Annotated in this window: 19 protein-coding genes; 14 read left to right on the forward strand and 5 right to left on the reverse strand. The window is 64.1% G+C overall.

Annotated features, from left to right (window positions below):
- Nucleotides 1-156: 156 nt before the first annotated feature.
- Both X771_RS140565 and X771_RS140560 read left to right on the forward strand, forming a co-directional pair.
- Entirely contained in the window at nucleotides 157-786 is a 630-nt protein-coding gene (locus X771_RS140565; RefSeq protein ID WP_023689813.1) for a glutathione S-transferase family protein, read from the forward strand.
- A gap of 147 nt (nucleotides 787-933) precedes the next feature.
- Nucleotides 934-1,182: a hypothetical protein gene (locus tag X771_RS140560; RefSeq protein WP_031201948.1), complete on the forward strand. Its 249-nt coding sequence runs from the start codon at nucleotides 934-936 to the stop codon at nucleotides 1,180-1,182.
- 30 nt (nucleotides 1,183-1,212) lie between these two features.
- Here X771_RS140560 and X771_RS140555 read toward each other — a convergent pair whose 3' ends face one another.
- The 5 genes from X771_RS140555 to X771_RS140540 all read right to left on the reverse strand — a co-directional run bounded on the left by X771_RS140555 (nucleotide 1,213) and on the right by X771_RS140540 (nucleotide 7,007).
- A complete protein-coding gene (locus tag X771_RS140555; RefSeq protein ID WP_023689815.1) occupies nucleotides 1,213-1,710 on the reverse strand; it encodes an N-acetyltransferase in 498 nt (165 codons plus the stop codon).
- Nucleotides 1,711-1,720: 10 nt separating this feature from the next.
- Nucleotides 1,721-2,848: an ABC transporter permease gene (locus X771_RS1000000166010; RefSeq protein WP_023689816.1), complete on the reverse strand. Its 1,128-nt coding sequence runs from the start codon at nucleotides 2,846-2,848 to the stop codon at nucleotides 1,721-1,723.
- A complete protein-coding gene (locus tag X771_RS140550) occupies nucleotides 2,845-4,416 on the reverse strand; it encodes a sugar ABC transporter ATP-binding protein (RefSeq protein WP_023689817.1) in 1,572 nt (523 codons plus the stop codon). The genes X771_RS1000000166010 and X771_RS140550 overlap by 4 nt, the downstream gene beginning before the upstream one ends.
- 231 nt (nucleotides 4,417-4,647) lie before the next feature.
- Complete coding sequence (locus X771_RS140545) at nucleotides 4,648-5,595, reverse strand: substrate-binding domain-containing protein (RefSeq protein ID WP_023673481.1); 948 nt, start codon at nucleotides 5,593-5,595, stop codon at nucleotides 4,648-4,650.
- 404 nt (nucleotides 5,596-5,999) lie between these two features.
- Nucleotides 6,000-7,007 (reverse strand): aldo/keto reductase, encoded by a 1,008-nt coding sequence (locus tag X771_RS140540; protein WP_023689818.1) that lies wholly within the window; start codon nucleotides 7,005-7,007, stop codon nucleotides 6,000-6,002.
- A 397-nt stretch (nucleotides 7,008-7,404) separates the two neighbouring features.
- Between X771_RS140540 and X771_RS140535 the strand changes: the two genes are divergently transcribed.
- The 12 genes from X771_RS140535 (at nucleotide 7,405) to X771_RS140480 (ending at nucleotide 21,036) form a co-directional block, all read left to right on the forward strand.
- On the forward strand, nucleotides 7,405-7,629 hold the full coding sequence (locus tag X771_RS140535; protein ID WP_023689819.1) for a hypothetical protein: 225 nt from the start codon (nucleotides 7,405-7,407) through the stop codon (nucleotides 7,627-7,629).
- A gap of 329 nt (nucleotides 7,630-7,958) precedes the next feature.
- On the forward strand, nucleotides 7,959-10,445 hold the full coding sequence (gene ligD / locus X771_RS140530) for a DNA ligase D (protein ID WP_023689820.1): 2,487 nt from the start codon (nucleotides 7,959-7,961) through the stop codon (nucleotides 10,443-10,445).
- Between the two features lie 272 nt (nucleotides 10,446-10,717).
- Nucleotides 10,718-11,623 carry a Ku protein gene (locus X771_RS140525; RefSeq protein WP_023685883.1) on the forward strand — a complete coding sequence of 302 codons (906 nt, stop codon included), beginning with the start codon at nucleotides 10,718-10,720 and terminating at the stop codon, nucleotides 11,621-11,623.
- 51 nt (nucleotides 11,624-11,674) lie between these two features.
- Nucleotides 11,675-12,757, forward strand: a complete 1,083-nt coding sequence (locus tag X771_RS140520) for a tetratricopeptide repeat protein (RefSeq protein ID WP_031203094.1) — start codon at nucleotides 11,675-11,677, stop codon at nucleotides 12,755-12,757.
- A 7-nt stretch (nucleotides 12,758-12,764) separates the two neighbouring features.
- On the forward strand, nucleotides 12,765-13,127 hold the full coding sequence (locus tag X771_RS140515) for a hypothetical protein (protein WP_155923794.1): 363 nt from the start codon (nucleotides 12,765-12,767) through the stop codon (nucleotides 13,125-13,127).
- Nucleotides 13,117-13,764, forward strand: coding sequence for an alpha/beta family hydrolase (locus tag X771_RS140510; RefSeq protein WP_023689822.1), 648 nt, complete (start codon nucleotides 13,117-13,119; stop codon nucleotides 13,762-13,764). The genes X771_RS140515 and X771_RS140510 overlap by 11 nt, the downstream gene beginning before the upstream one ends.
- A gap of 7 nt (nucleotides 13,765-13,771) precedes the next feature.
- Nucleotides 13,772-14,542: an exodeoxyribonuclease III gene (locus X771_RS140505; protein WP_023689823.1), complete on the forward strand. Its 771-nt coding sequence runs from the start codon at nucleotides 13,772-13,774 to the stop codon at nucleotides 14,540-14,542.
- A 106-nt stretch (nucleotides 14,543-14,648) separates the two neighbouring features.
- On the forward strand, nucleotides 14,649-16,220 hold the full coding sequence (locus X771_RS140500; RefSeq protein ID WP_023689824.1) for a WD40 repeat domain-containing protein: 1,572 nt from the start codon (nucleotides 14,649-14,651) through the stop codon (nucleotides 16,218-16,220).
- A gap of 80 nt (nucleotides 16,221-16,300) precedes the next feature.
- The gene (locus X771_RS140495; protein WP_156936036.1) at nucleotides 16,301-17,683 is read left to right on the forward strand and encodes a tetratricopeptide repeat protein; all 1,383 of its coding nucleotides are present in this window, start codon (nucleotides 16,301-16,303) and stop codon (nucleotides 17,681-17,683) included.
- Between the two features lie 231 nt (nucleotides 17,684-17,914).
- A complete protein-coding gene (locus X771_RS140490) occupies nucleotides 17,915-19,924 on the forward strand; it encodes an amidase (protein WP_031203096.1) in 2,010 nt (669 codons plus the stop codon).
- A gap of 79 nt (nucleotides 19,925-20,003) precedes the next feature.
- Nucleotides 20,004-20,540 (forward strand): isochorismatase family protein, encoded by a 537-nt coding sequence (locus X771_RS140485; RefSeq protein ID WP_023685909.1) that lies wholly within the window; start codon nucleotides 20,004-20,006, stop codon nucleotides 20,538-20,540.
- A 31-nt stretch (nucleotides 20,541-20,571) separates the two neighbouring features.
- Complete coding sequence (locus X771_RS140480) at nucleotides 20,572-21,036, forward strand: GFA family protein (RefSeq protein WP_023715154.1); 465 nt, start codon at nucleotides 20,572-20,574, stop codon at nucleotides 21,034-21,036.
- Nucleotides 21,037-21,186: the final 150 nt, after the last annotated feature.

The raw sequence follows: 21,186 nt of genomic DNA on the forward strand, positions 1-21,186 counted from the left end.
GCAAGTGTTTATCGGGTAAATCGCACATACAGCGAAGTCAATAAAACTCTACATGCGTATAGTTTATCTGTTTCCGCGCGTACACATTGCAGGATTCGGGTGGCTGGTATCGTGGCACCGTGCAAATCAGGCGTCGACCGCAGCGAAAGGACAGCCATGCTCACGCTTCATGATTATTTGCCGTGGCAAAACGGTTGGAAGGCGAGGGTCGTGCTCGGCCTGCTCAACATTCCCTATGAAAGCCGCCTGGTGTCGATTTTCGAGGGCGAGAGCCACACCGACGCCTTCCTGAAGCTCAACCCGGCCGGCGCCGTTCCTGTGCTCGAACTCGAGGATGGCCGTGCGATCGCCGAATCGAATGCGATCCTCATTTATCTCGCCGAAGGCACGCCCTTGCTGCCGGCGGATCGCTATGTCAGCGCGAAAGTTCTGCAATGGCTGTTCTTCGAACAGTACCATGTCGAGCCGGTCATCGGCTCCCTGCGCTTCTGGACGCTGGCCGGAAGGCTGGAGCGCAACCAGGCGACGCTTCCGGCCAAGCGCGAAGCCGGCGCCCGCACGCTGGCAGCGCTGGAGCGCAGCCTGAACGACACGCCGTTCCTTGTCGGCGACATGCTCACCATCGCCGACATTGCTGTCTATGCCTACGGCCACCGTGCCGAAGATTGCGGCTTTGCGCTGGCGGCTTATCCGGCGGTTCGTGCCTGGACGGGCCGGGTACGCGACGCCATCGGTCCCGGCTATCCCGTGCATCTCTACAGCATCGATCGGCATTCGGCTGCTTGACGGCAAAAGGCGCGCGTTCACCTTGCTTAGTCGAAAAGAAGACCCAGATTCTGCTTTGTCGGCGGCTTTCGCTCGCAATCCGTTGACTGGATGGCCGGATCCCGGCATCAACTCGACGACCTGCCGGCACTTAGCATGGAGGTGACCATGACACGCGACGACATCATTTCGGTGTTGGGGCCGGTAGACGAGGCGGTCATAGCCGACATCGCGCTGACCGGCGCCACCCTTCAAGAACTGCGCGAGGCGTTCGCCTGGCTCGGTGCCGACGAGGCGCTGGTCAACGAGGGCCGCCCCTTGCCGGGAACGAAGGTGGCGCGGCTGATCGAACTCCTCGATATGCCGGACGACGAGGACGGTCCACAGGCGGTGGCGGCGCAGGGGTTAGGGCAGTAGGGCCCTGACTACTGCGGTTTCCCATTCACTTCATGCCCTCGACAGCAGCCGGCGCATGATCAGCGAGGCATGGCCGGCGACGCCGTGCGCGGCCGGGCGGTGTTCGACCACCTCGAAACCGTGCTTGCGATATAAGGCGATCGCCTGGTCGTTGCCCTCGATCACTTCCAGCGCAATGCTGGGGATGCCGGCATGCGCGACAAGCACCGCGTGCAGCAGGTCGGTGGCGAGCCCGCTGCCGAACTCTGACTTGTCGATGTGCAGCCGGTCGAGCAGGACATCGCCACGATCGTCCATCGCCGCCATCGCGTAGCCGGCGATCGAACCGTCCGGCCGTTCGGCCACGAACGACATCTTGTTGTCGTCCAGAAGTTCGGCTGCCAGCCGCTCGGGCGCATGCTTGTCGTCCGAGAGGCGTGCCGTGGTCTCGGGTCCCAGGATCGGCGAATAGGTGCGCCGCCAGGAGTCTCCCAGCAGCCGCGATACCGACGCTACATCGTTCTCTGTCATCGCCCTGATCTGAACCATGGCCGATCCCTCACCGCCTCACCCGCGACTTCAGCCAACGATCGAAGGCCACGGCCAGGATCAGGATCAGGCCGATGACGATGCTTTGTGTGTAGGAAGAGACATTGTTGAACTGTAGCCCGTTCTGCAGCACGCCGATCAGTGCTGCGCCCACCACCGTGCCGCCGACCGAGCCGATGCCGCCGAATAGCGAGGTGCCGCCGATGACCACGGCCGAAATCACCGTAAGCTCGTAGCCGATGCCGGCCACGGCTTCGGAGGAGTTGAGCCGTGCTGACAAAACGAAGGCGGCCAGCCCGGCGAAGAAGCCGACGATGACATAGACCGAGATCAGAATGCGGTCGACGCGCAGGCCCGAAAGGCGCGCGGCCTCGGCATTGCCGCCGACGGCATAGACGGCGCGGCCATAGCGCGTATAGCGCAGCACGATGTGGCACAGGATGGCCGCCACCGCGAAGATGATCGCCGGCACCGGCACCGGTCCGATGAGCCCGGTGCCGAACCAGCGCATCGAGGCGTCGAAGCCGGAGATCNGCACGATGTGGCACAGGATGGCCGCCACCGCGAAGATGATCGCCGGCACCGGCACCGGTCCGATGAGCCCGGTGCCGAACCAGCGCATCGAGGCGTCGAAGCCGGAGATCGGTCCGCCATTGGAGATGGTCAGCGTCAGGCCGCGAAACACGGTGAGCCCACCCAGCGTGACGACGAAGGGCGGCACTTTCAGCCGGGTGATGGCAAAGCCCTGGACGCCGCCGGCCAGCGCCCCGACGATGACGGCGGCAAGCAAGGCGGCGAACCAGCCATATCCTTGCGTGCCCGTGGTCGACAGCGACAGCGTGTTGGCGGTGCCGCCCTTGGCCACCACCGCCGCCACCATGCCGCAGAAGGCGAGCAGCGAGCCGACCGACAGGTCGATGCCGGCAGTGAGGATGACGAAAGTCATGCCAAGCGCGATCAGCCCGGTGATCGAGATCTGCCTCAAAATGTTGAACAGGTTGATTGGATCGATGAAGCTCGGCTTCAGCACGGTGAAGATGACGATCAACACCGCCAGGAACATCAGCGGCCCAAAACTCATCAGAAGCCGCGCGATGTTGATGCCGCTGCGCTGGGTCTGTTCGGTGGTGCTGGTCATTGCATCGCGTCCTGCTTGCGGTCGAGCGCCATCAGTTCCATCAGTTTTTCCTCGGTCGCTTCGATGCCCGGCATTTCGCCGGTGATACGGCCGCGCCGCATGGTGACGATGCGATCCGACACCGCCAGTACTTCCGGCAGCTCCGACGAGATCATCATGATGGCGATGCCGCGTGCGGCAAGCTGCACCAGGATCTGGTGCACTTCGGCCTTGGCGCCGACATCGACGCCGCGCGTCGGCTCGTCGACGATAAGTACTTTCGGGTCGCGCGCCAGCCAGCGGGCCAGGATGACTTTTTGCTGGTTGCCGCCGGACAGGCCCTCGATCGCCTGGTCGGGCGAGGCCATGCGGATCGACAGTGCCTTGCGATAGCCGGCCAGCGCCTCGCGCTCGCGCCGTTCGGCCATGAAGCCGGCCCCATTGCTGTAGCGGCCGAGCGAGGCGATCGAGAAATTGTTGAGAATGCCCAGTGCTGCAAAGATCGCCTGGTGCTTGCGGTCTTCCGGCACCAGCCCGATGCCGAGTTTGATGGCGTCTGCGGGGGAGGCCGGGGCGATCGGCTTGCCGTCGAGCGCAATCGTGCCGGCGGCGATGCGGTCGGCGCCGAAAATGGCGCGGGCAAGCTCGGTGCGGCCGGAACCGACGAGGCCGGCAACGCCGAGGATTTCGCCGGCCTTCAGATCGAGGTTGACGCCTTCGAGTACGATGGCATGCGGCGCCAACGGGTCGCGTACCGTCCGCAGCCCGCGCACCGAGAGCCTGACCTCGCCGGCGACATCGCGCTGCGTCGGCCGCGCGTAGAGCTCGGAGGCGGCGCGGCCGACCATCTTCTCGATGATCTTCGGGATCTGGATCGGCTGGCCGTCACGGTCGAGATGACCGGCCAGCCTGCCATCCCGCAGCACGGTCATGCGGTCGCAAATGGCGGACGCTTCCTCCAGCCGGTGGGTGACGAACATGATGGCGACACCGTCCTTGCGCAGCCTGTCCATGATCGACATCAGTTTCTGCACCTCGGTCTCGGTCAGCGCCGAGGTCGGCTCGTCCATGATGATCAGGCGGCTTTCCAGCGACAGAGCGCGGGCGATTTCGACCAGCTGCTGTTCGGCTACCGACAGCGAGGACACCGGCGTCGCCGGATCGATGTCGAGACCGACGCGGGCGATGATCGCGCGCGAGGCGTCCTCCATCCTGCGCCAGCTGACCAGCCCGAGCGGCCCGAGCGGCGCGCGGCCGATGAAGATGTTTTCCGCAACCGTCAGCGTCGGGATCAGGCTCAGTTCCTGATAGATGGTGACGATGCCATGCCGCTTCGCATCCTGCGGACTGGACGGCGCGTAGTCGGCGCCGTCGAAGACGATGCGGCCGCTTGACGGCGGCATCACGCCGGACAGGATTTTCAGCAGCGTCGACTTGCCGGCGCCGTTCTCGCCGAGCAGGCCAAGGATCTCACTGGGCCGCACCTCGAGCGAAACGTCGATGAGCGCGGTGACGCCGGAAAAATGCTTGGTCACGCCTTCGACGGAAAGGAGCGGGGGCGATGATGCGGTGGGTTCAACGGCGGACAAGCATTGCTCCCGGATTGCGATAGGCAGCGGGACAGCGCCCCCCTCTGTCCTGCCGGACATCTCCCCCACACGGGGGGAGATCAGCAGTTTTGCCGGCAGCACTATTTCTATAACGTTGGCGATTGGCGAAAGCAGACGTGACGGCCAATCTCCCCCCAAGTGAGGGCGATGTCCGGCAGGACAGAGGGGGGCGCGACAGAGCGCGACCTCCACCCGTCATGGGCCCTACTTTCACTTCGTCTCGTTCAACCTCTCCGCCTTGTCGAGATTGTCCTTGCCGATGACGATCGGCGTCAACAGCACCAGCTTCTCCTTCGGCTCGGTCTTGTCCCTGGCGAAGGCGACCGCGATCTGCACCGCCTTGCGCGACTGTTCGCCGGGGAACTGCTCGACCGTGCCGGCGAGCTTGCCGTCGCGCACGGCGACCAGCGCTTCCGGCAGCGCGTCGAAGCCGTAGATCTTGACGTCGGTGAAGTTGCGCGCGGCACAGGCTTCGAGCGCGCCGAGCGCCATGTCGTCATTGGCGCAGATGATGGCGTCCGGCTTGCCGTTGGCGGCAAGCCCGGCCTCGGTCACCGACAGCGCTTCGGCGCGGGCGAAATTAGCGGTCTGCTCGAAGATGATCTGGTACTTGTCCTTGAGCGGATCGAGCACATTGTGGACGCCTTTGTTGCGGTCGATCGCGGGCCCGGCACCCGGCTGGCCCTGCAAATGGAACAGCTTGGCGCCGTTCGGGAACGCCGCCACCATGGCCTGCGCCTCGGCTTCGCCACCCTTGACGTTGTCGGCGCCGACATGGGCGAGAATGCCCTCGACGCCGTCGACGCGGCGGTCGATCGTCACTACCGGAACGCCGGCCTTGACCGCTTCCTCGATCGCCGGCGCCAGCGCGTTGACGTCAAGCGGCGAAATCACGATGGCGTTGACCTTCTGCACGAGTGCGGCCTCGATGTCGGCGGTCTGCTTCGGCGCCGAGTTCTGGCCGTCGCTCTCGGTCAGGTTGACGCCTTGCGCCTGCGCCTCCGCCTTGATCTCGTTCAGCATGTGCACAAAGAACGGAAAGCCGAGATTGGGCACCGAGCCCAATATGGTCAGTTTGTCGGCGGCAAAGGCCATGGGCGCGGCCAGCGCCATGGCGCCGGTCGCCACGGTCGACAACAGGAATTCGCGTCTGTTCATCAGATATCCTCCACATGAACGCAGGAGCCCGAAACCGGGAGCGGCTCGGGACGGTCCTTGCGTCAATTCAAAAATGGAGTGTCCTGTGAACGCCCCGAGGGGACGCGAGGCGCTCCAGCCGGTCCGCCGCAACGTTCTCCTCCGCACGGCGCCGACCCGAGGATGCTAGCCAAGGAAAATCGATTACGCAAGGTGAGGCGAGGGGCTGAAACTGCTAATCTCCCCCTGCGGGGGAGATGTCCGGCAGGACAGAGGGGGGCGCTGTCCCGCCGACATTGGCCAATTTCACTTACATCTTTGAGCTAACCCCTACGCAGAATACTTGATGCGGGCGATCCTTCGCGCCCCCTCTGCCTTGCCAGGCATCTCCCCCACGAGGGGGGAAATTGGCAGCTTAGACGCCTCTACCTGTCGATGGTCGTCGTCACCCGCTCATTGTAGCGCGGCCCTGAGACCTTGCCCGGCGCGAGTGCCGCGTCGAGCGCAGCCATCTCGGCGGCTTCGAGCGTGATCGCTGCGGCAGCGACATTTTCCTCCAGATACTTGCGCCGCTTTGTCCCCGGGATCGGCACGATGTCGATGCCGAAGCCGTCGCCCTTGCCGAGCACCCAGGCCAGCGCGATCTGTGCGGGCTTTACCCCTTTGGCCGCGGCCACCTCTTGCACCGCAGCCGCTGCCGCGACATTGGCGTCGTAGTTGGCGCCCTGGTAGCGGGGGTCGCCGCGCCGAAAATCGCCTTCCGGATAATCCTCGGCGCGCTTGACATCGCCGGCGAGGAAACCGCGGCCGAGCGGCGCGAACGGCACCAGGCCGATGCCGAGCTTTTTGAGCAGCGGGATGATTTCCGGCTCCAGATTGCGCTCCCACAGCGAATACTCGCTCTGCAGCGCCGAGACCGGATGCACGGCATGTGCGCGGCCGATGTTGGCCGCACCAGCCTCCGACAGGCCGAAGAAGCGCACCTTGCCCTCGGCGACGAGCCGGCCGATCGTGCCGGCGACGTCTTCCATCGGCACGGCCGGATCGACGCGATGCTGGTAGTAAAGGTCGATATGGTCGGTGCCGAGCCGCTTCAGCGAGCCCTCCAGCGCCTCGCGGATATGGTCGGGCCGGCTGTCACGCTCCGTGCCGACCTGTCTGCCGTTTTCGATGCGGAAGCCGAATTTGGTGGCAAGGGTCACCTCATCGCGCCGGCCCTTCAGCGCCCGCCCGAGCAGTTCTTCATTGGCATAAGCGCCGTAGACTTCCGCCGTGTCGAGGAAGGTACAGCCGAGTTCGATGGCTCGGTGCAGGGTGGCGATCGATTCCGCCTCGTCGGCAGGGCCGTAGGACTGGCTCATGCCCATGCAGCCGAGGCCGATTACCGAGACCTGCAGCCCCTGGCTGCCGAGTTTGCGGGTGCTGAGGGTCATTGCCGTTCTCCTTGGGGCTGAGGAAAACTATAGCGGCCGCTCCTCCAGTTTCCATAGCTGTTCGGCGGAAGAACAGCGCTTCCCTTGACAAAACAAGCCGCAAGCGCCTTTGCCGGCGGCCATTGGGGGCCATGGGACACCAATGAAGAAGATCTACGAGAAGCCGACGCTGAACCGGCGTCAGCAGCTCTCGCGCGTCACCGCGCTCATAATTCCTTCGGACCACTAACCGAATATTGTCGTCGCCATTGCAAAGTCCGCTGCCGAGGCGCAGCGGTTTTTTGCTGCCGTTGGATCGTAGCGCTGCCAGAAGCAGGCGGTCAAAATTGACAGAGCGGCCGATCTCCAGCATCCTTATGCCGCCGCCATGTCTTGCGGTCTTGTGTATGAGTGAGCCATGGCCAGTTCCGTCACCAGCCAGAATTCCAAGCGCGCCGCGGTGCGCAAGGCGCTCGACCGCCACAAGGTGTACGTCACCGCGCAAAGCTTTTCCGGCGGCGTCTACTCGGCCCGCGTGCTGGTCGACGGCGAGGCCTACTGGGTCGACGAATTCCGGCTGAGCCAGCTGCAGCAGGGGCTGTCGCCGGCCGAGCTTGAGTTGATGCCGGCTGCTGACGATTGAGCGTGATCTTCGTTCCTTCGCACCGTGCTGGGAAATCTGAAATGTTGGCNGATGCCGGCTGCTGACGATTGAGCGTGATCTTCGTTCCTTCGCACCGTGCTGGGAAATCTGAAATGTTGGCGGGACAGCACCCCCCTCTGTCCTGCCGGACATCTCCCTCGCAAGGGGGGAGATTGGCAGCTTCATCGACGGCGCCTCTCTTGCGACGGTGGGGATTGGCGAAAGCATCAGCGACATCCGATCTCCCTCCTTGCGGGGGAGATGTCCGGCAGGACAGAGGGGGGTGTGACGGAATGCGGCGCTGGGAAAGCGCCGCTCCTACCTGATCCATGCCAAACCCGCCCAAGCTCAAGGCCTATCGCGCCAAGCGCGAATTTACGAAGACGCCGGAACCGGCGGGCGGGGTCATTTCAGGCGACGGCAACCGCTTCGTCGTCCACAAGCATCACGCCACCGCCGACCATTACGATTTGCGCCTGCAGGTCGGCGGCGTGCTGAAAAGCTGGGCGGTGCCGCGCGGGCCCTCGCTCAACCCGGCCGACAAGCGGCTCGCAGTTGAGACCGAGGACCATCCGCTCGAATATATCGACTTCGAGGGCGTCATTCCTGAAGGCGAATATGGCGGCGGGCCGATGATCGTCTGGGACACCGGCACGTGGGCGCCGATGGACGATGTCGACAAGAGCCTGCGCACCGGCGCCTTCAAGTTCCGGCTGGCCGGCGACAAGTTGAATGGCGGCTGGATGCTGACCCGTCTGAAGCCCAAGCCCGGCGAAGACAGCGAGAAGAAAAACTGGCTGCTGTTCAAGGAGCGCGATCTCGCCGCCGATACCGGCCTCGACATCCTGGAAGCGCGGCCGGAAAGCGTGAAGTCCGGCAAGCGCATCGAGGAGCTGGTGGCGCCGCCGAAAAAGCCGGCCCGCCTGCCCCCCAAACCCGGCGCGCTGAAACCCGGTGCGTTGCCCGGTGCGGTCAGGGGCGATCCGCCGTCGCGCATCGAGCCGCAGCTCGCCACGCAGGTGCCGAAGCCACCGGGTGGGCCAGTGGAAGACACAGGTGAACTCTGGTTGCACGAAATAAAATTCGACGGCTATCGTACCATGGCGCATGTCGGAGATGGCGAGGTCAGGTTGATCACCCGCGGCGGCATCGACTGGACGAAGCGTTACGGCGACCTGCCGCAAGCCTTTTCCCGGCTACCGCTCAGCCAGGCGATCATCGACGGCGAGATCATGGTGCTGGACGAGAAGGGCATCTCGCGTTTCGCGCTGCTGCAGGATGCGCTGTCGGCGGGTGCGGGCAGCAAGCTCCATTTCTATGCCTTCGACCTGCTGCATCTCGACGGCTGGGACCTCCGCAAGGCGCCGCTCGCAAACCGCAAGGCCCTGCTCGCCGAACTGCTAGCCGGGCAGGGCGCTACCTCCGCCATCCAGCTGAGCGACCATGTCGAAGGCGACGGACAGGGGCTTTACGATCAGGCCTCGATCCTTGGACTGGAAGGCGTCGTCTCCAAGCGCGCCAACGCCATCTACCAGAGCGGCCGCACGAAGAGCTGGACCAAGGTCAAAGCGCTTGAGACCGGCGATTTCATCATCGCCGGCTACACCGTTTCCGACGCGGCCGAAGGACTGGCGGCAATCGGCATGGCTGAATTCGCGGATGGTGAACTGCACTATCGCGGCAAGGTTGGCACCGGCTTCGATGCCGCGACGGCGGGCGACTTGCTGGCCCGGCTGCAGCCGCTGCGCGACGGCGCGACAGCACCCGAGGGTGTGCCGCGCGAGATCATGCGCGAGATGAAATGGGTGCGGCCGATGCTGTCGGCCCGCATCCACTACGCCAACCGCACGGCGGACAATTCGCTGCGCCACGGTGTGTTTCGGGGCTTGCGCGATGTCGGCCTGTCGACGCCGGTGTCGCCGAAGCGCAAGCGGCTGATCGCCGAAGCCGATCTCGCAACCATCTGGGTGACCAATCCGGAGCGGCGGCTGTTCGGCAAGACCGGACCGACCAAACTCGACATCGCCGTCTATTACGCGCTGGTCGGCGATTTCATGCTGCCGCACATTATGGGCCGCCCGGTGTCGCTGGTGCGCTGCCCGACGGGCCTGCCGAAGGACTGTTTCTTCCAGCGCCACGCCTTCACCGGCATGCCGCCGTCGGTGGTCACTTTTGACGCCACCAACTCCGAAGGTGAAACCAAATCCTATCTGTCGGTCGAGGGAGCAAAAGGCTATCTGGCGCTGGCGCAGTTCGGCGTCGTCGAGTTCCACACCTGGGGCACGCATCGCTTGAGCCTCGACAAGCCCGACCAGATCGTTTTCGATCTCGATCCGGGTGAGGGCATCGCCTGGCGCGAGGTGGTCGAGGCCGCCGTCCACATCAAGGGCGAATTGGAACGGCTCGGCCTGGTGCCGTTCGCCAAGACATCCGGCGGCAGCGGCATCCACATAACCGTGCCGGTGACGCAAAAGCAGAACTGGAAGAAGCTGCACCAGGCGACCAGCGCCATCTCCACGCACCTAGCGGCCACCGCGCCCGACACTTTCACCACCACAATGGGCAAGGAAAACCGCAAGCGCCGCATCTTCATCGACTATCACCGCAACGCGCGCGGCCACACCTCCGCGGCGCCTTATTCGCTGCGCGCCCGCACCAACCTGCCGGCGTCGACGCCGGTGAGCTGGAGCGACCTTGAGACGATCGATGCGCCGCAGGATCTGAACTATTCCTCGCTGCCGGGGTTGTTGGCGACCTCGGGCGACCCCTGGGCGGACATGGAGGATTTCGCGAGGGATTTGCCGGCCTTCAAATAAGGTTTTTCTCCCCATTTCATGGGGGCGAGGAACCCAAGTCCATCGACGCTTCGGACAATTTGAATTATTCTCGGCCTTGGACCTTCAGGGCGACTGGAAGATTTCGCTAGGGATTTGCCTGTATCGTGCCCGGTCGGTGTAGGATTTCCGCAGCACCATTCGTCCTTTGGACGAAGCGCTGCAGTAAGCATGATCCCGAAAAGTGGCAACCGGTTGTCGGTAAGATCATGCTCAGTCTGAAATGTCAGTGCGTGGCCGCGTAGGAGAGTATCATGGCGCCCAGGGCAAGTTGGAAAGGTTACCTCAAGCTCAGCCTCGTCAGCTGTCCGGTCCGGCTCTATCCGGCAACGACGACCAGCGAGCGCATATCGTTCAACCAATTGCACAAGAAGACCCACAACCGCATCAACATGAAGCCGGTCGACCCTGAACTCGGCCTCGTCGAGCGCGCGGACTTGGTCAAGGGTTACGAATACGAGGACAAGCAGTACATCATCATCGATGAGGCCGACCTCGAAGCAGTGCGCATCGAATCCAATCACACGATGAACATCGAGGCCTTCGTCGACGAAGACGAGGTCGACGTCATTTATCAGGATGCGCCGTACTACATGGCGCCGGATGGCGCCATGGCGGAGGAAACCTTCGCCGTGCTGCGCGAGGCAATGCGCAAATCCGGCAAGCTGGCCATTGCCCGCCTTGTCCTGTCCAGCCGCGAGCGCGTGGTGACGATCGGCGCGCGCGAGAACGGCATGTTCGTGTGTACGTTGAGGAACCCGAACGAAGTGCGCGGCACGGCTGAATATTTCGGCAACATCCCGGCTGGCAAGCCGGATCCCGAAATGCTGCAATTGGCCGAAGCGCTGATCAAGCAGAAGGAAACCACCTTCGATCCGAAGAATTATGAGGACCGCTACGAGATCGCGCTGATGACGATGATCCGCGAGAAACTGAAGGGCCATAAGCCGATCATTGCGGCGGCGCCCGAGCGTGGCAATGTCATCAACCTCATGGACGCGTTGAAGGCGAGCCTGTCGCAATCAGCCAAGCCGCCGGCCAAGTCGAAGAGCAAGGCCGACGACGCTGAAAAACCTGCCGCCAAGGGTAAGGCGGGTGCGGCCAAGGAAAACCCGTTGAAGGCCAATCTGCTCAAGGCCGTCGGCAAGAGCAAGGGGTGACGGCGCCGACCGGTATAATCCCGGGCGCCGTCTTCGGNCGTCTTCGGCGCCATCGGCGCGCTGGCGGCATTTCCGCTGCGGCTCGCGGCCCGTGAGGTGGAGCGTCAGCACGGCCAGTTGCGGCGCGGCGTCACCAGGCGCACCAGCCATGTTGTGTTCGGCCGAACGCTTATCGCCAAGGCCGGCACGGCGAAGGGCGGCGATGCCGAGATCGAGCGCCGGGTTGCAGCCGAGGGCTCCGCTGGCCGAACACTCCTTAGCGAAAATGGCTTCCTGCGCCTGCTTGGTCTGATGAAGGCGCCGGAGGCGTCTTCGCTGTCCAGGCAGTCTCTCGTCGACCAGTCCAGACTGTCCGGTGCCGACCTCGACCTGCTCAGCCTGTTCGACGCCTTCGAGCACGATTGTGAACCCTACTCGTTCCGCGATCTGATCCTTGCCCGCAAATATGCGGGGCTGGTTGCCGGCGGTGCATCCTGGGGCGCGATCGCGCGCTCCGTGCATCGCTCCGGTCCGGTCGCTTCGCTCACCGCCAAATCGCTCAATGTCGGCTCGCAGCATGGCCGGCCCGATCAGATCTATCTCGAGGATGGCCAGAGCGAACTCGACGGCCAGCTGCTGTTCGATCTCGGCAGCGCAAGCGCCGCCGGCGACGACACGCTGGAAGAATTGTTCGCCGAGGCTGAAAGCGCGGAAGAGGAGGGCCGGCACGACGATGCCGCGGCGCTCTACCAACGCTGCCTCAGCATCGATCCGAGCGACGCCATCGCCGCGTTCAACCGCGCCAATTGCTTGCGTGGCGCCGGTCGCGTGGCCGACGCGGCGCACGACTATGCAAGAGCGATCAAGCTCGATCCGGCGTTCGTCGAGGCCTGGTTCAACCTCGCCGGGCTGATGAGCGACGAAGGCAAGATCGCCTCGGCGCGCCGGCATCTGGTCAAGGCCATCGCGCTCGACAAGAGCTACGCCGATCCGGTGTTCAACCTTGCCCGGCTGGAGTTCGACGCCGGCAATCTGACCGAAGCCCGCCGCCACTGGGTGCGCTATCTCGAACTCGATGCTGACAGCGAATGGGCGCGCACTGCGCAAAAGGGGATACAGTTCGTCGATCTGCAGCTGGCGCGGACGGCGGGGTGAGGCTGCCGTGGATAATCTTGTTCAGATTTCGAGTATGGGATTAACCGCGTGCTTCATCGTTTTGGCGGTGCAGGAGGCCCGCGAGCTGCTCTTCTACTGGAGCAATGGCTGGAATTTTTTCGAAGACAGCAAAATCAATTGGGCCACATATTACAACCGCAGAACTTGGCCATTTCCCCAGCGCCCCGAGGACCGTATGTCGAACAAACAGCGCGTTTGCTTCGGCCGGCCATTCTTCATCGTGCTCGTGGGGTTTTTTGCAGCCATTTTCACCCATGTTACCCTGCATCCGGAGCAGTGGCGTAAGGAAGTTCACGGTTCCAAAACCACCTACCACTATATCGGGGTCCCGCAGCCTGATGCCCACTAGCTTCCTCTTCGACGGCTTTGACACAGCCCCGGTCACCATCGTGCTGGCCCACGGCGCCGGCGCGTCGATGGATTCCCCCTCGATGACCGACACCGCCAAGGCGCTCGCCACAGCCGGCTTCCAGGTTGCGCGCTTCGAATTCCACTATATGGCGGCGCGACGCTATGGCCAGCGCAAGCCGCCGCCGCGCGCCGAGACGGTCAACCCGGAATACATCAAGGCCATCGCCGATCTGAGGGCGAGGGGCGTCGCTGGTCCGCTCATCATCGGCGGCAAGTCGATGGGCGGGCGCGTCGCCTCGATGGTCGCCGACGAGATGTTCGCCAAGGGCGAGATTTCGGGCCTCGTCTGCCTCGGCTATCCCTTTCATCCGCCGGCCAAGCCCGAGCAACTCAGGACAAAACATCTCGCCGACCTCAAGACGCCGACGCTGATCTTCCAGGGCACCCGCGACGAGTTCGGCACGAAAGAAGAGGTCGCGACCTACGGCCTTTCCAAAGCCATCGAGGTGATCTGGCTGGAGGATGGCGACCACGACCTGAAGCCGCGCAAGAGCGTGTCGGGGTTTTCGACCGCCGATCATTTGAAGACGCTGGCCGGCACGGTGAAGGCGTGGACAGGGCGGATCGTTTCCTGATCGCCAAATGAAAATCGCCACCTTCAATATCAACAACGTCAACAGCCGGCTGCAAAACCTGCTGGCGTGGCTGGCGGCAGCCAAGCCCGATGTCGTCTGCCTGCAGGAGCTGAAGGCGCGCGACCTGCAGTTTCCGCGCACGGCACTGGCCGACGCCGGCTATGGCGCGGTGTGGAAGGGCGAGCCGACCTGGAACGGCGTAGCCATACTGGCGCGAGGAGCCGAGCCGGTGCTGACCCGTGACGAACTGCCCGGCGATACCGCCGACAAGCAGAGCCGCTACATCGAGGCGGCGGTGTCGGGCGTCGTCATCGCCTGTTTCTACGCGCCCAACGGTAACCCGCAGCCGGGGCCGAAATTCCAGTACAAGCTGGCGTGGCACGCGCGGCTGGAGGCGCATGCCGCAGAACTGTTCGACACCGGCCTGCCGGTGGCGCTGGTCGGCGACTACAACATCGTGCCCGAGCCGCGCGACATCTACGCCACCCGCTCCTATGACGACAACGCGCTGGTGCAGCCGGAAAGCCGGGCGTCGTTCCAGCGTCTGCTCGAGCAGGGCTGGACCGATGCGCTGCGCAAGAAGCATCCGAAGGAAACGCTCTACACATTCTGGGATTATCGCCGCAACCGCTGGCCGCGCGATGCCGGGCTGCGGCTCGACCACATCTTGCTGTCGAAGAAACTGGCGCGCCGCCTCACCGCTGCCGGCATCGACCGCGATGTCAGAGGTGAGGACGGCGCCAGCGACCACGCGCCGGTATGGGTCGAATTGAAGTGAATTTGGCTGCGTGATCGCGCCCACTTTCGTGGGCGCAGTTTTGCGCTACTTGTTTCGCTGCGGCGGCCGCATGATGAGCAAGGTGCGGCACCGGAGGGGGAGTCCGATGGAAAGGTTGGCCGAAAGGCTGTTTGCGCTTCCGCTGCTGGCGGCCGCTTTGGCTTGTCTGGTGCGGGCGTATCTGCTGCTCGGCGACAGAGATTTCAGCTGGAGCGGGATCGACCACATGCTGCACGGCCCAGCCACGCTGCGACCGGTGGTGTTCCTGACCGTCGGCGGGTTTTGCCTGCTTGGCGCCCTGTTGTTCTGGGCCGGACTGCTGCCGGGTCGGCGAAGCCAGCCTGCTGGAACGCCGCTTTTTGGCCGCGACGCCGAGATGGAATCCAAGGGTCGCCCGGGCTGGCGGCGCGCCTTCCTCATGTTGCCGGTGCTCGCCGTGTTGGCGCTGCTGGCCGACCACTTCCCTTGGGCGCGTGACGCCGGCCCGGGCGCTGAGGTCGTCGCCCCGAGAGAGCCCAAAGCCGAGCCGAAGGGCCAGGATATCGCCGGCGTCCCACCGGACCTGGCGACGCCGGCGGTTCCACCGAGTTCGCCGCCGCTCGCCACGCCTCCCGAGCCAACCCCGCCTGAGCAGGCTGCCAAACCGCCGGAACCGGCGCAGCCTACGCCTCCGGCTGCTCCCCCTCGGCCGCCACAAGTCGCACTCGCTCCGGCGACACCGCCACCGCAAACCGTCGCGCCGTTGCCGCCGCCTCCGCCGGCGCTGCCGACCGAGCCCGACGGCCATCGCGACGCCGTCGTCTGGCTCGCCGTCTCGGCCGATGGCCGCGACATCATGAGCGCCAGCACCGACCATATGATCAAGCTCTGGGACATCGCCGGCAAGCGGCTGATCCGCAACCTTGGTGAACACAAGGACATGGCGCGCACGGCGCTGTTCATGCCCGACGGCGCAACCGCGCTGACCGCCGGCGACGATGGCGAGATCGTGCTGCGAAAGCTTGCCGACGGCGCGGTGCTGCATGTCTTCTCGTCGGGCGCGAATGGCGGCGTGCGCAAGCTGGCGATCAGCCCGGACGGCAAGCGCGCCGTCAGTGGCCACGACACCGGCAACGTCATCGTCTGGGATCTCGTCAACAAATCGGTGCTGCATGTGATGACCGGACATGACTGGCCGATCAGCACGGTCGCAATCTCGCCCGACGGCACGCGCGCGCTCAGCGGCTCCATCGACGGCACGCTGAAATTCTGGGACGTCGAAAGCGGCAAGCAATTGCGAAGCTGGCACGGCCACGAGCAGGGCACTTACGGCGCTGTCTTCACCGCCGACGGCCATCATGTCGTCACCGGCAGCGGCGACTACACGATCAAGCTCTGGGACCTCGACACGTTTAGGGAATTGCGCCGCTTCGAGGGCCACGAAGGCACCGTCTATACGCTGGCCCTGTCGGCCGACGGCGAGCGCCTGGCCTCCGGCTCGCTCGACGGCACGGCGCGGCTGTGGGATGTCGGCACCGGCGACCAGATCGCCATGTTCGACAGCCGCACCGGCCCGATCTACGCCGTTGCCTTCGCCGCCGACGGCACACTGCTCACCGGCGGCAACGATCGCACCATCAGGGATTGGCCGGCGGCTGGCGGCGATGGCGAGATCCTCTTTGCCGGCGCGGCGCAGTAGCGATATCAAATGCTTTGGATATTCCAGAACAGCCTGGCTTGCGCTATGGATTACTGGTGGCTGCAAATGGATTGGGGACGGTGAGCAACAACGACTGGGCGCCCAAAGTGGATACACCTGTCTACAGCCCGCCCAAGTCGCGTCGCCGAGGGGTCCTTACCGTCGTTCTGGTGTTGCTGGCGGCTTTTGTGCTGCTCGGTCCTGGCCGAAATTGCTATGTGCAGTGGTCGGCCATTAAGAAGATTCAAGCGGCTGTCCTGGCAAAGGATTATCGCGAGCAATTCCATCAGATCTCCGTGCTGGCCGACCTGGGAAATGCTGACGCACAGTACAATCTGGGATTAATGTACTGGCGTGGCCAGGGTATTGCCCAAAATGACAGGCAGGCGACCTACTGGTGGGGCAAAGCAGCCGAGCAAGGAAATGCAGATGCGGCATCCTTGCTCGCCCAGGCCTATTCCCATGGCCGAGGTGTCGAAAGAAACGACCAGCTGGCGTTAAAATTTGCCACACAGTCGGCCGACAAGGGCAACGCGAATGGTTACTATGCCATCGGCACCCTGTACGCGCAGGGCCAAGGTGTTCCGCAAAGCTATGAGCAAGCTCTCTCCTGGTGGCGCAAGGCAGCCGATGGCGGCAGTACCGAAGCTGCCTACTGCATCGGTCGATCCTATTATCTCGGTGAAGGTGTTGAGAAGGACGATCAGCTCGCCGTGACGTGGGTGCGAAAGGCGGTCGACAAGGGTGAGCCGAATGCCCAGTCTCTGTTGGGCACGCTGTATTCGCTTGGCCACGGCGTCGGTCAGGATGACCGCCTGGCCTTCGAATGGTGGATGAAGGCCGCGGTCGCCGGTGTGCCGGAAGCGCAATACTCATTAGCAAATGCGTATGAATTGGGAAAAGGCATCGGCAAGGACGACGCCCAGTCGTTCGCCTGGTTGGTCAAGGCGGCGGAACAGGACAATGTCCGGGCGCAGTCTGCGCTGGCCTATGCCTATGCTACGGGCAAGGGCACTGCCAAAAGTGATGCCGAAGCATCGTCCTGGTGGCTGAAGGCGGCGAGCCAGGGAGACGCTTATGCGCAGGCGAACCTCGGCCTTGCATATTGGACGGGCGTCGGACTGACCCAGAGCGACGCTGATGCCGTTTCGTGGTGGCTCAAGGCCGCAAAGCAGGGGGACGTTTCGTCTGAACTGTACCTGGCTGTTGCCTATGCCCGCGGCAGAGGGATAGCCAAGGATGACAAATCCGCCGAATTCTGGTTGCTGGAGGCAGCCAAGGTGGGAAATGTCGAAGCAGAACTCAACCTTGGCAAGCTTTATTACACCGGGATCGGCGGCAAGCCGAACTATCCGGAATCTGCCAAGTGGTTTTCCACATCGGCAAGCCACGGAAATGCGGAGGCCAGGACCTTCCTCGAAATGATGAAGGAAAAAGGCCAGTTCGACAGCAAGACGCTGTGAGCTCAGGGTCAGGCAACGCCGATGACGTCGGTGAGGTCGTGTCCATAATGGACATCGGCAGCGGATACCAAAACTGTCTTTCATCAGTCAATTTCGGAGGCCACTTATGCCTGCCGGCCATCTCCCCACTTGGGGGAAATCAGCAGCGTCGCCGTCACGCCTTTCGTTTGCGGCGTGACACTCGCATCGCACGATGCGAAGACTCATTTGCCGCTGCATCTCGAGAATCCCATGCCCAACCTCCAGCTCGTCGAAGCCACGATCGCCGACCTGCGCCGGGCGCTGGAGGCCGGCACCGTCACCAGCGTCGAGCTGGTGGGCGCTTATCTCAGGCGCATCGCGCATTACGACCGCCATGGCATCGCGCTCAATGCCGTGCCGGTGCTTAACCCGGCAATGTTCGAGGAGGCGGCGGCGTCCGACCTGCGGCGGCGCAATGGTGCCACCCTCGGGCCGCTCGACGGCATCCCCTACACCGCCAAGGACAGCTATAAGGTGAAGGGCCTGACGGTGGCCGCCGGCTCGCCCGCCTTCGAGCATCTCGTCGCCAACGAGGACGCTTTCACCATTGCCAGGCTGAGGGCCGGTGGTGCTGTGCTGATCGGGCTGACCAACATGCCGCCTATGGCCAATGGCGGCATGCAGCGTGGCGTCTATGGCCGCGCCGAGAGCCCCTACAATGCCGACTATTTGACCGCCGCCTTCGCTTCCGGCTCGTCCAACGGTTCCGGCACCGCGACCGCTGCGAGCTTTGCCGCTTTCGGGCTGGGCGAGGAGACATGGTCTTCCGGCCGCGCGCCGGCGTCCAACAATGCACTTGTCGCCTACACGCCGTCGCGCGGCGTCATCTCGGTCAGGGGCAACTGGCCGCTGGTGCCGACCATGGATGTGGTGGTGCCGCACACGCGCGGCATCGCCGACATGCTGGAACTGCTCGACGTGATCGTCGCCGACGATGCCGAGACGCGCGGCGATTTCTGGCGTGTGCAGCCCTGGGTGTCGATCGCGAAGAGCGCTGCTCTCAGGCCGCCAAGCTACACTGCGCTCCAACTGCAAGGCTCATTACAAGGCAAACGCCTCGGCGTGCCGAAAATGTATATCGGCCGCGATGGCGGCGCGCCCAAACCCATCGAGACCCGCGCCTCGGTGCTCGACCTCTGGCGGCAGGCGGCGCGTGACCTTGAAAAGCTCGGCGCGGAGGTGGTCGAGGTCGATTTCCCCGTCGTCTCGAACTATGAGCGCGACCGTCCGGGCACAAAAACCATGGTCGAACGCGGGCTGGTGCCGGAAGCCTTTGCAGAGCGCGAAATCTGGGATCTCTGCATCTGGGGCTGGGACGATTTCCTGCGCGCAAATGCCGATCCGGCGATCCCCGATCTGGCTGCGGTCGACGGCCCAAAGATTTTCCCGCAGCCGCCGGGCGCGCTGCCGGACCGCTATGGCGACGACGGTTTCGATCTGGCCGACTACGTCACGAGCGCCAAGCAGGGCGTGATGCCATTGCTGGATATCCCAACGCTGGCGGAAGGTCTCAAGGGATTGGAGGCGACGCGGCGCATCGACTTCGAGGACTGGCTGGACGCGAACCGGCTCGACGCCGTCGTGCTGCCGGCGGTCGCCGATGTCGGCCCGGCCGATGCCGACGTCAACGAGACCTCTGCAGCAATCGCCTGGCGCAACGGCACCTGGGTTGCCAACGGCAATCTGGTGTGGCGTCATCTCGGCATTCCGACCGTCACCGTGCCTATGGGAACGATGGCCGATATCGGCATGCCGGTCGGGCTGACCTTTGCGGGCAAGGCCTATGATGATGCGGAGTTGCTGCGGCTCGCCGGCGATTACGAGCGCGCCACCCAACGCCGCACCAGCCCGCCGCGCACGCCGGAATTGCCGGACGATGTGTTTGCGGGGCGGCCTGGTGGATTGCGGGCCAGCGATGCGCCGGCGCCGAGGCTTACGCTTGTTGCCGAGACGACGCGGCGAGGAGACCAGGCCGAGATCGCCGTGACGGTTGAACTCGATGCGGAGACCGCTGGCGTCAAGGTTCACGTCAATGGCGAACCGGTCGCTCTGCGGCGCAGCGGCACAAGCTTTCACGGTCGCATCCTGGTGCCCGCCGGCGAGCACGAAAGAATGCACAGTGTGTGGCGAGGCGCTTACGGCTCGATCGTTACGGCCGTCATACGGCTGGAGGATGGACGCACGGCTGGTGCTTACGTGGTCGCGGGTGGAATCGGGTGAGGTACATGTAATCTCCCCAAGGGGGAGATCAGCAGCTTCGCCGTCTTGACCCTCCCATCGCCCGCGTTATCTTCTCGCCATGCCAAACCTCGCTCCCCTCATCGTCATCGATCTCCAGACCAACATGTTCGACGGGCGCGTCGAGCCGCCGATCCATGATGCGCCGGGCATAGCCGAGCGTACCCGCTCATTGATCGACTGGGCACGGCGCAGCGGGCGAAAAATCGCGTTCGTGCGGCATGACGGGCCGGCCGGCGATCCGCTGGCGCCGGGCGAGCCGGGTTGGCCGGTATGGCCGGAACTCGGCCAGGCCAAGGACGAGCCGACATTCTCCAAGACCGTCCGCAACGCATTCTCGAATGCCGAGCTTGGCGCCTGGGTGGCCGGGCAGGGGGCCGGCGAAGTCGTGCTCGCCGGAGCGCAAACCGATTTCTGCATCGCCGGCACCGTCAAGGGCGCCCTGGCCGAGGGCCTCGGCGTCACTGTCGTTTCCGATGCGCACTCGACGCTGGACACTGAAGGCGAAACCGCGACCGAGATCATCGCCCGGTACAATGCTGATTTCACCGATGCCGGCGTCACGCTGGTGACGACGAAGGCGCTGACCGGCGACTGAAGCACCGCGCTTCGAAGAGTGGGAGACTGCCGTGCCAACCCTGAAATTGCCGGCCGAAGGCGGATGCCGCTGCGGACGCGTGCGGCTCAAGATTTCCGCAAAGCCGCTTTTGACCATGGCTTGTCATTGCACCGGCTGCCAGACCATGTCGGCCAGCGCCTATTCGCTAAGCGCCGCCATTCGCTCCGACGGCTTCGAGATCACGCTAGGCGAGCCGGTGATCGGCGGGCTGCACGGCGCCTCGAAACATTTCTTCTGCCCACATTGCATGAGCTGGATGTTCACGCGCCCCGAAGGGCTCGACTGGTTCGTCAATCTGCGTCCGACCATGCTCGACGAGCCCGGCTGGTTCACGCCGTTCATCGAGACATGGACCAGCGAGAAGCTGCCCTGGGCGACGACGCCTGCGGTGCACAGTTATGAGGCGCTGCCGGCCTTTGAGGAATATGAAGGGCTGGTGGCGGAGTTTGCTGAAACCGCGAGTCTCCCCACTTGAGGGGGAGATGGCGGCAGGCCAGAGGGGGTCGGTGCGACTGGGCTCGACGTCCTTGCTGCAGATGGAAGGTTGGCGCTTCACGCGCGGCGACCCCCTCTGTCGCCTTCGGCGACATCTCCCCCTCGAGGGGGGAGATTAGCCGCNCACGCG

This window comes from Mesorhizobium sp. LSJC269B00 (assembly GCF_000502815.1).
Classification (GTDB): domain Bacteria; phylum Pseudomonadota; class Alphaproteobacteria; order Rhizobiales; family Rhizobiaceae; genus Mesorhizobium.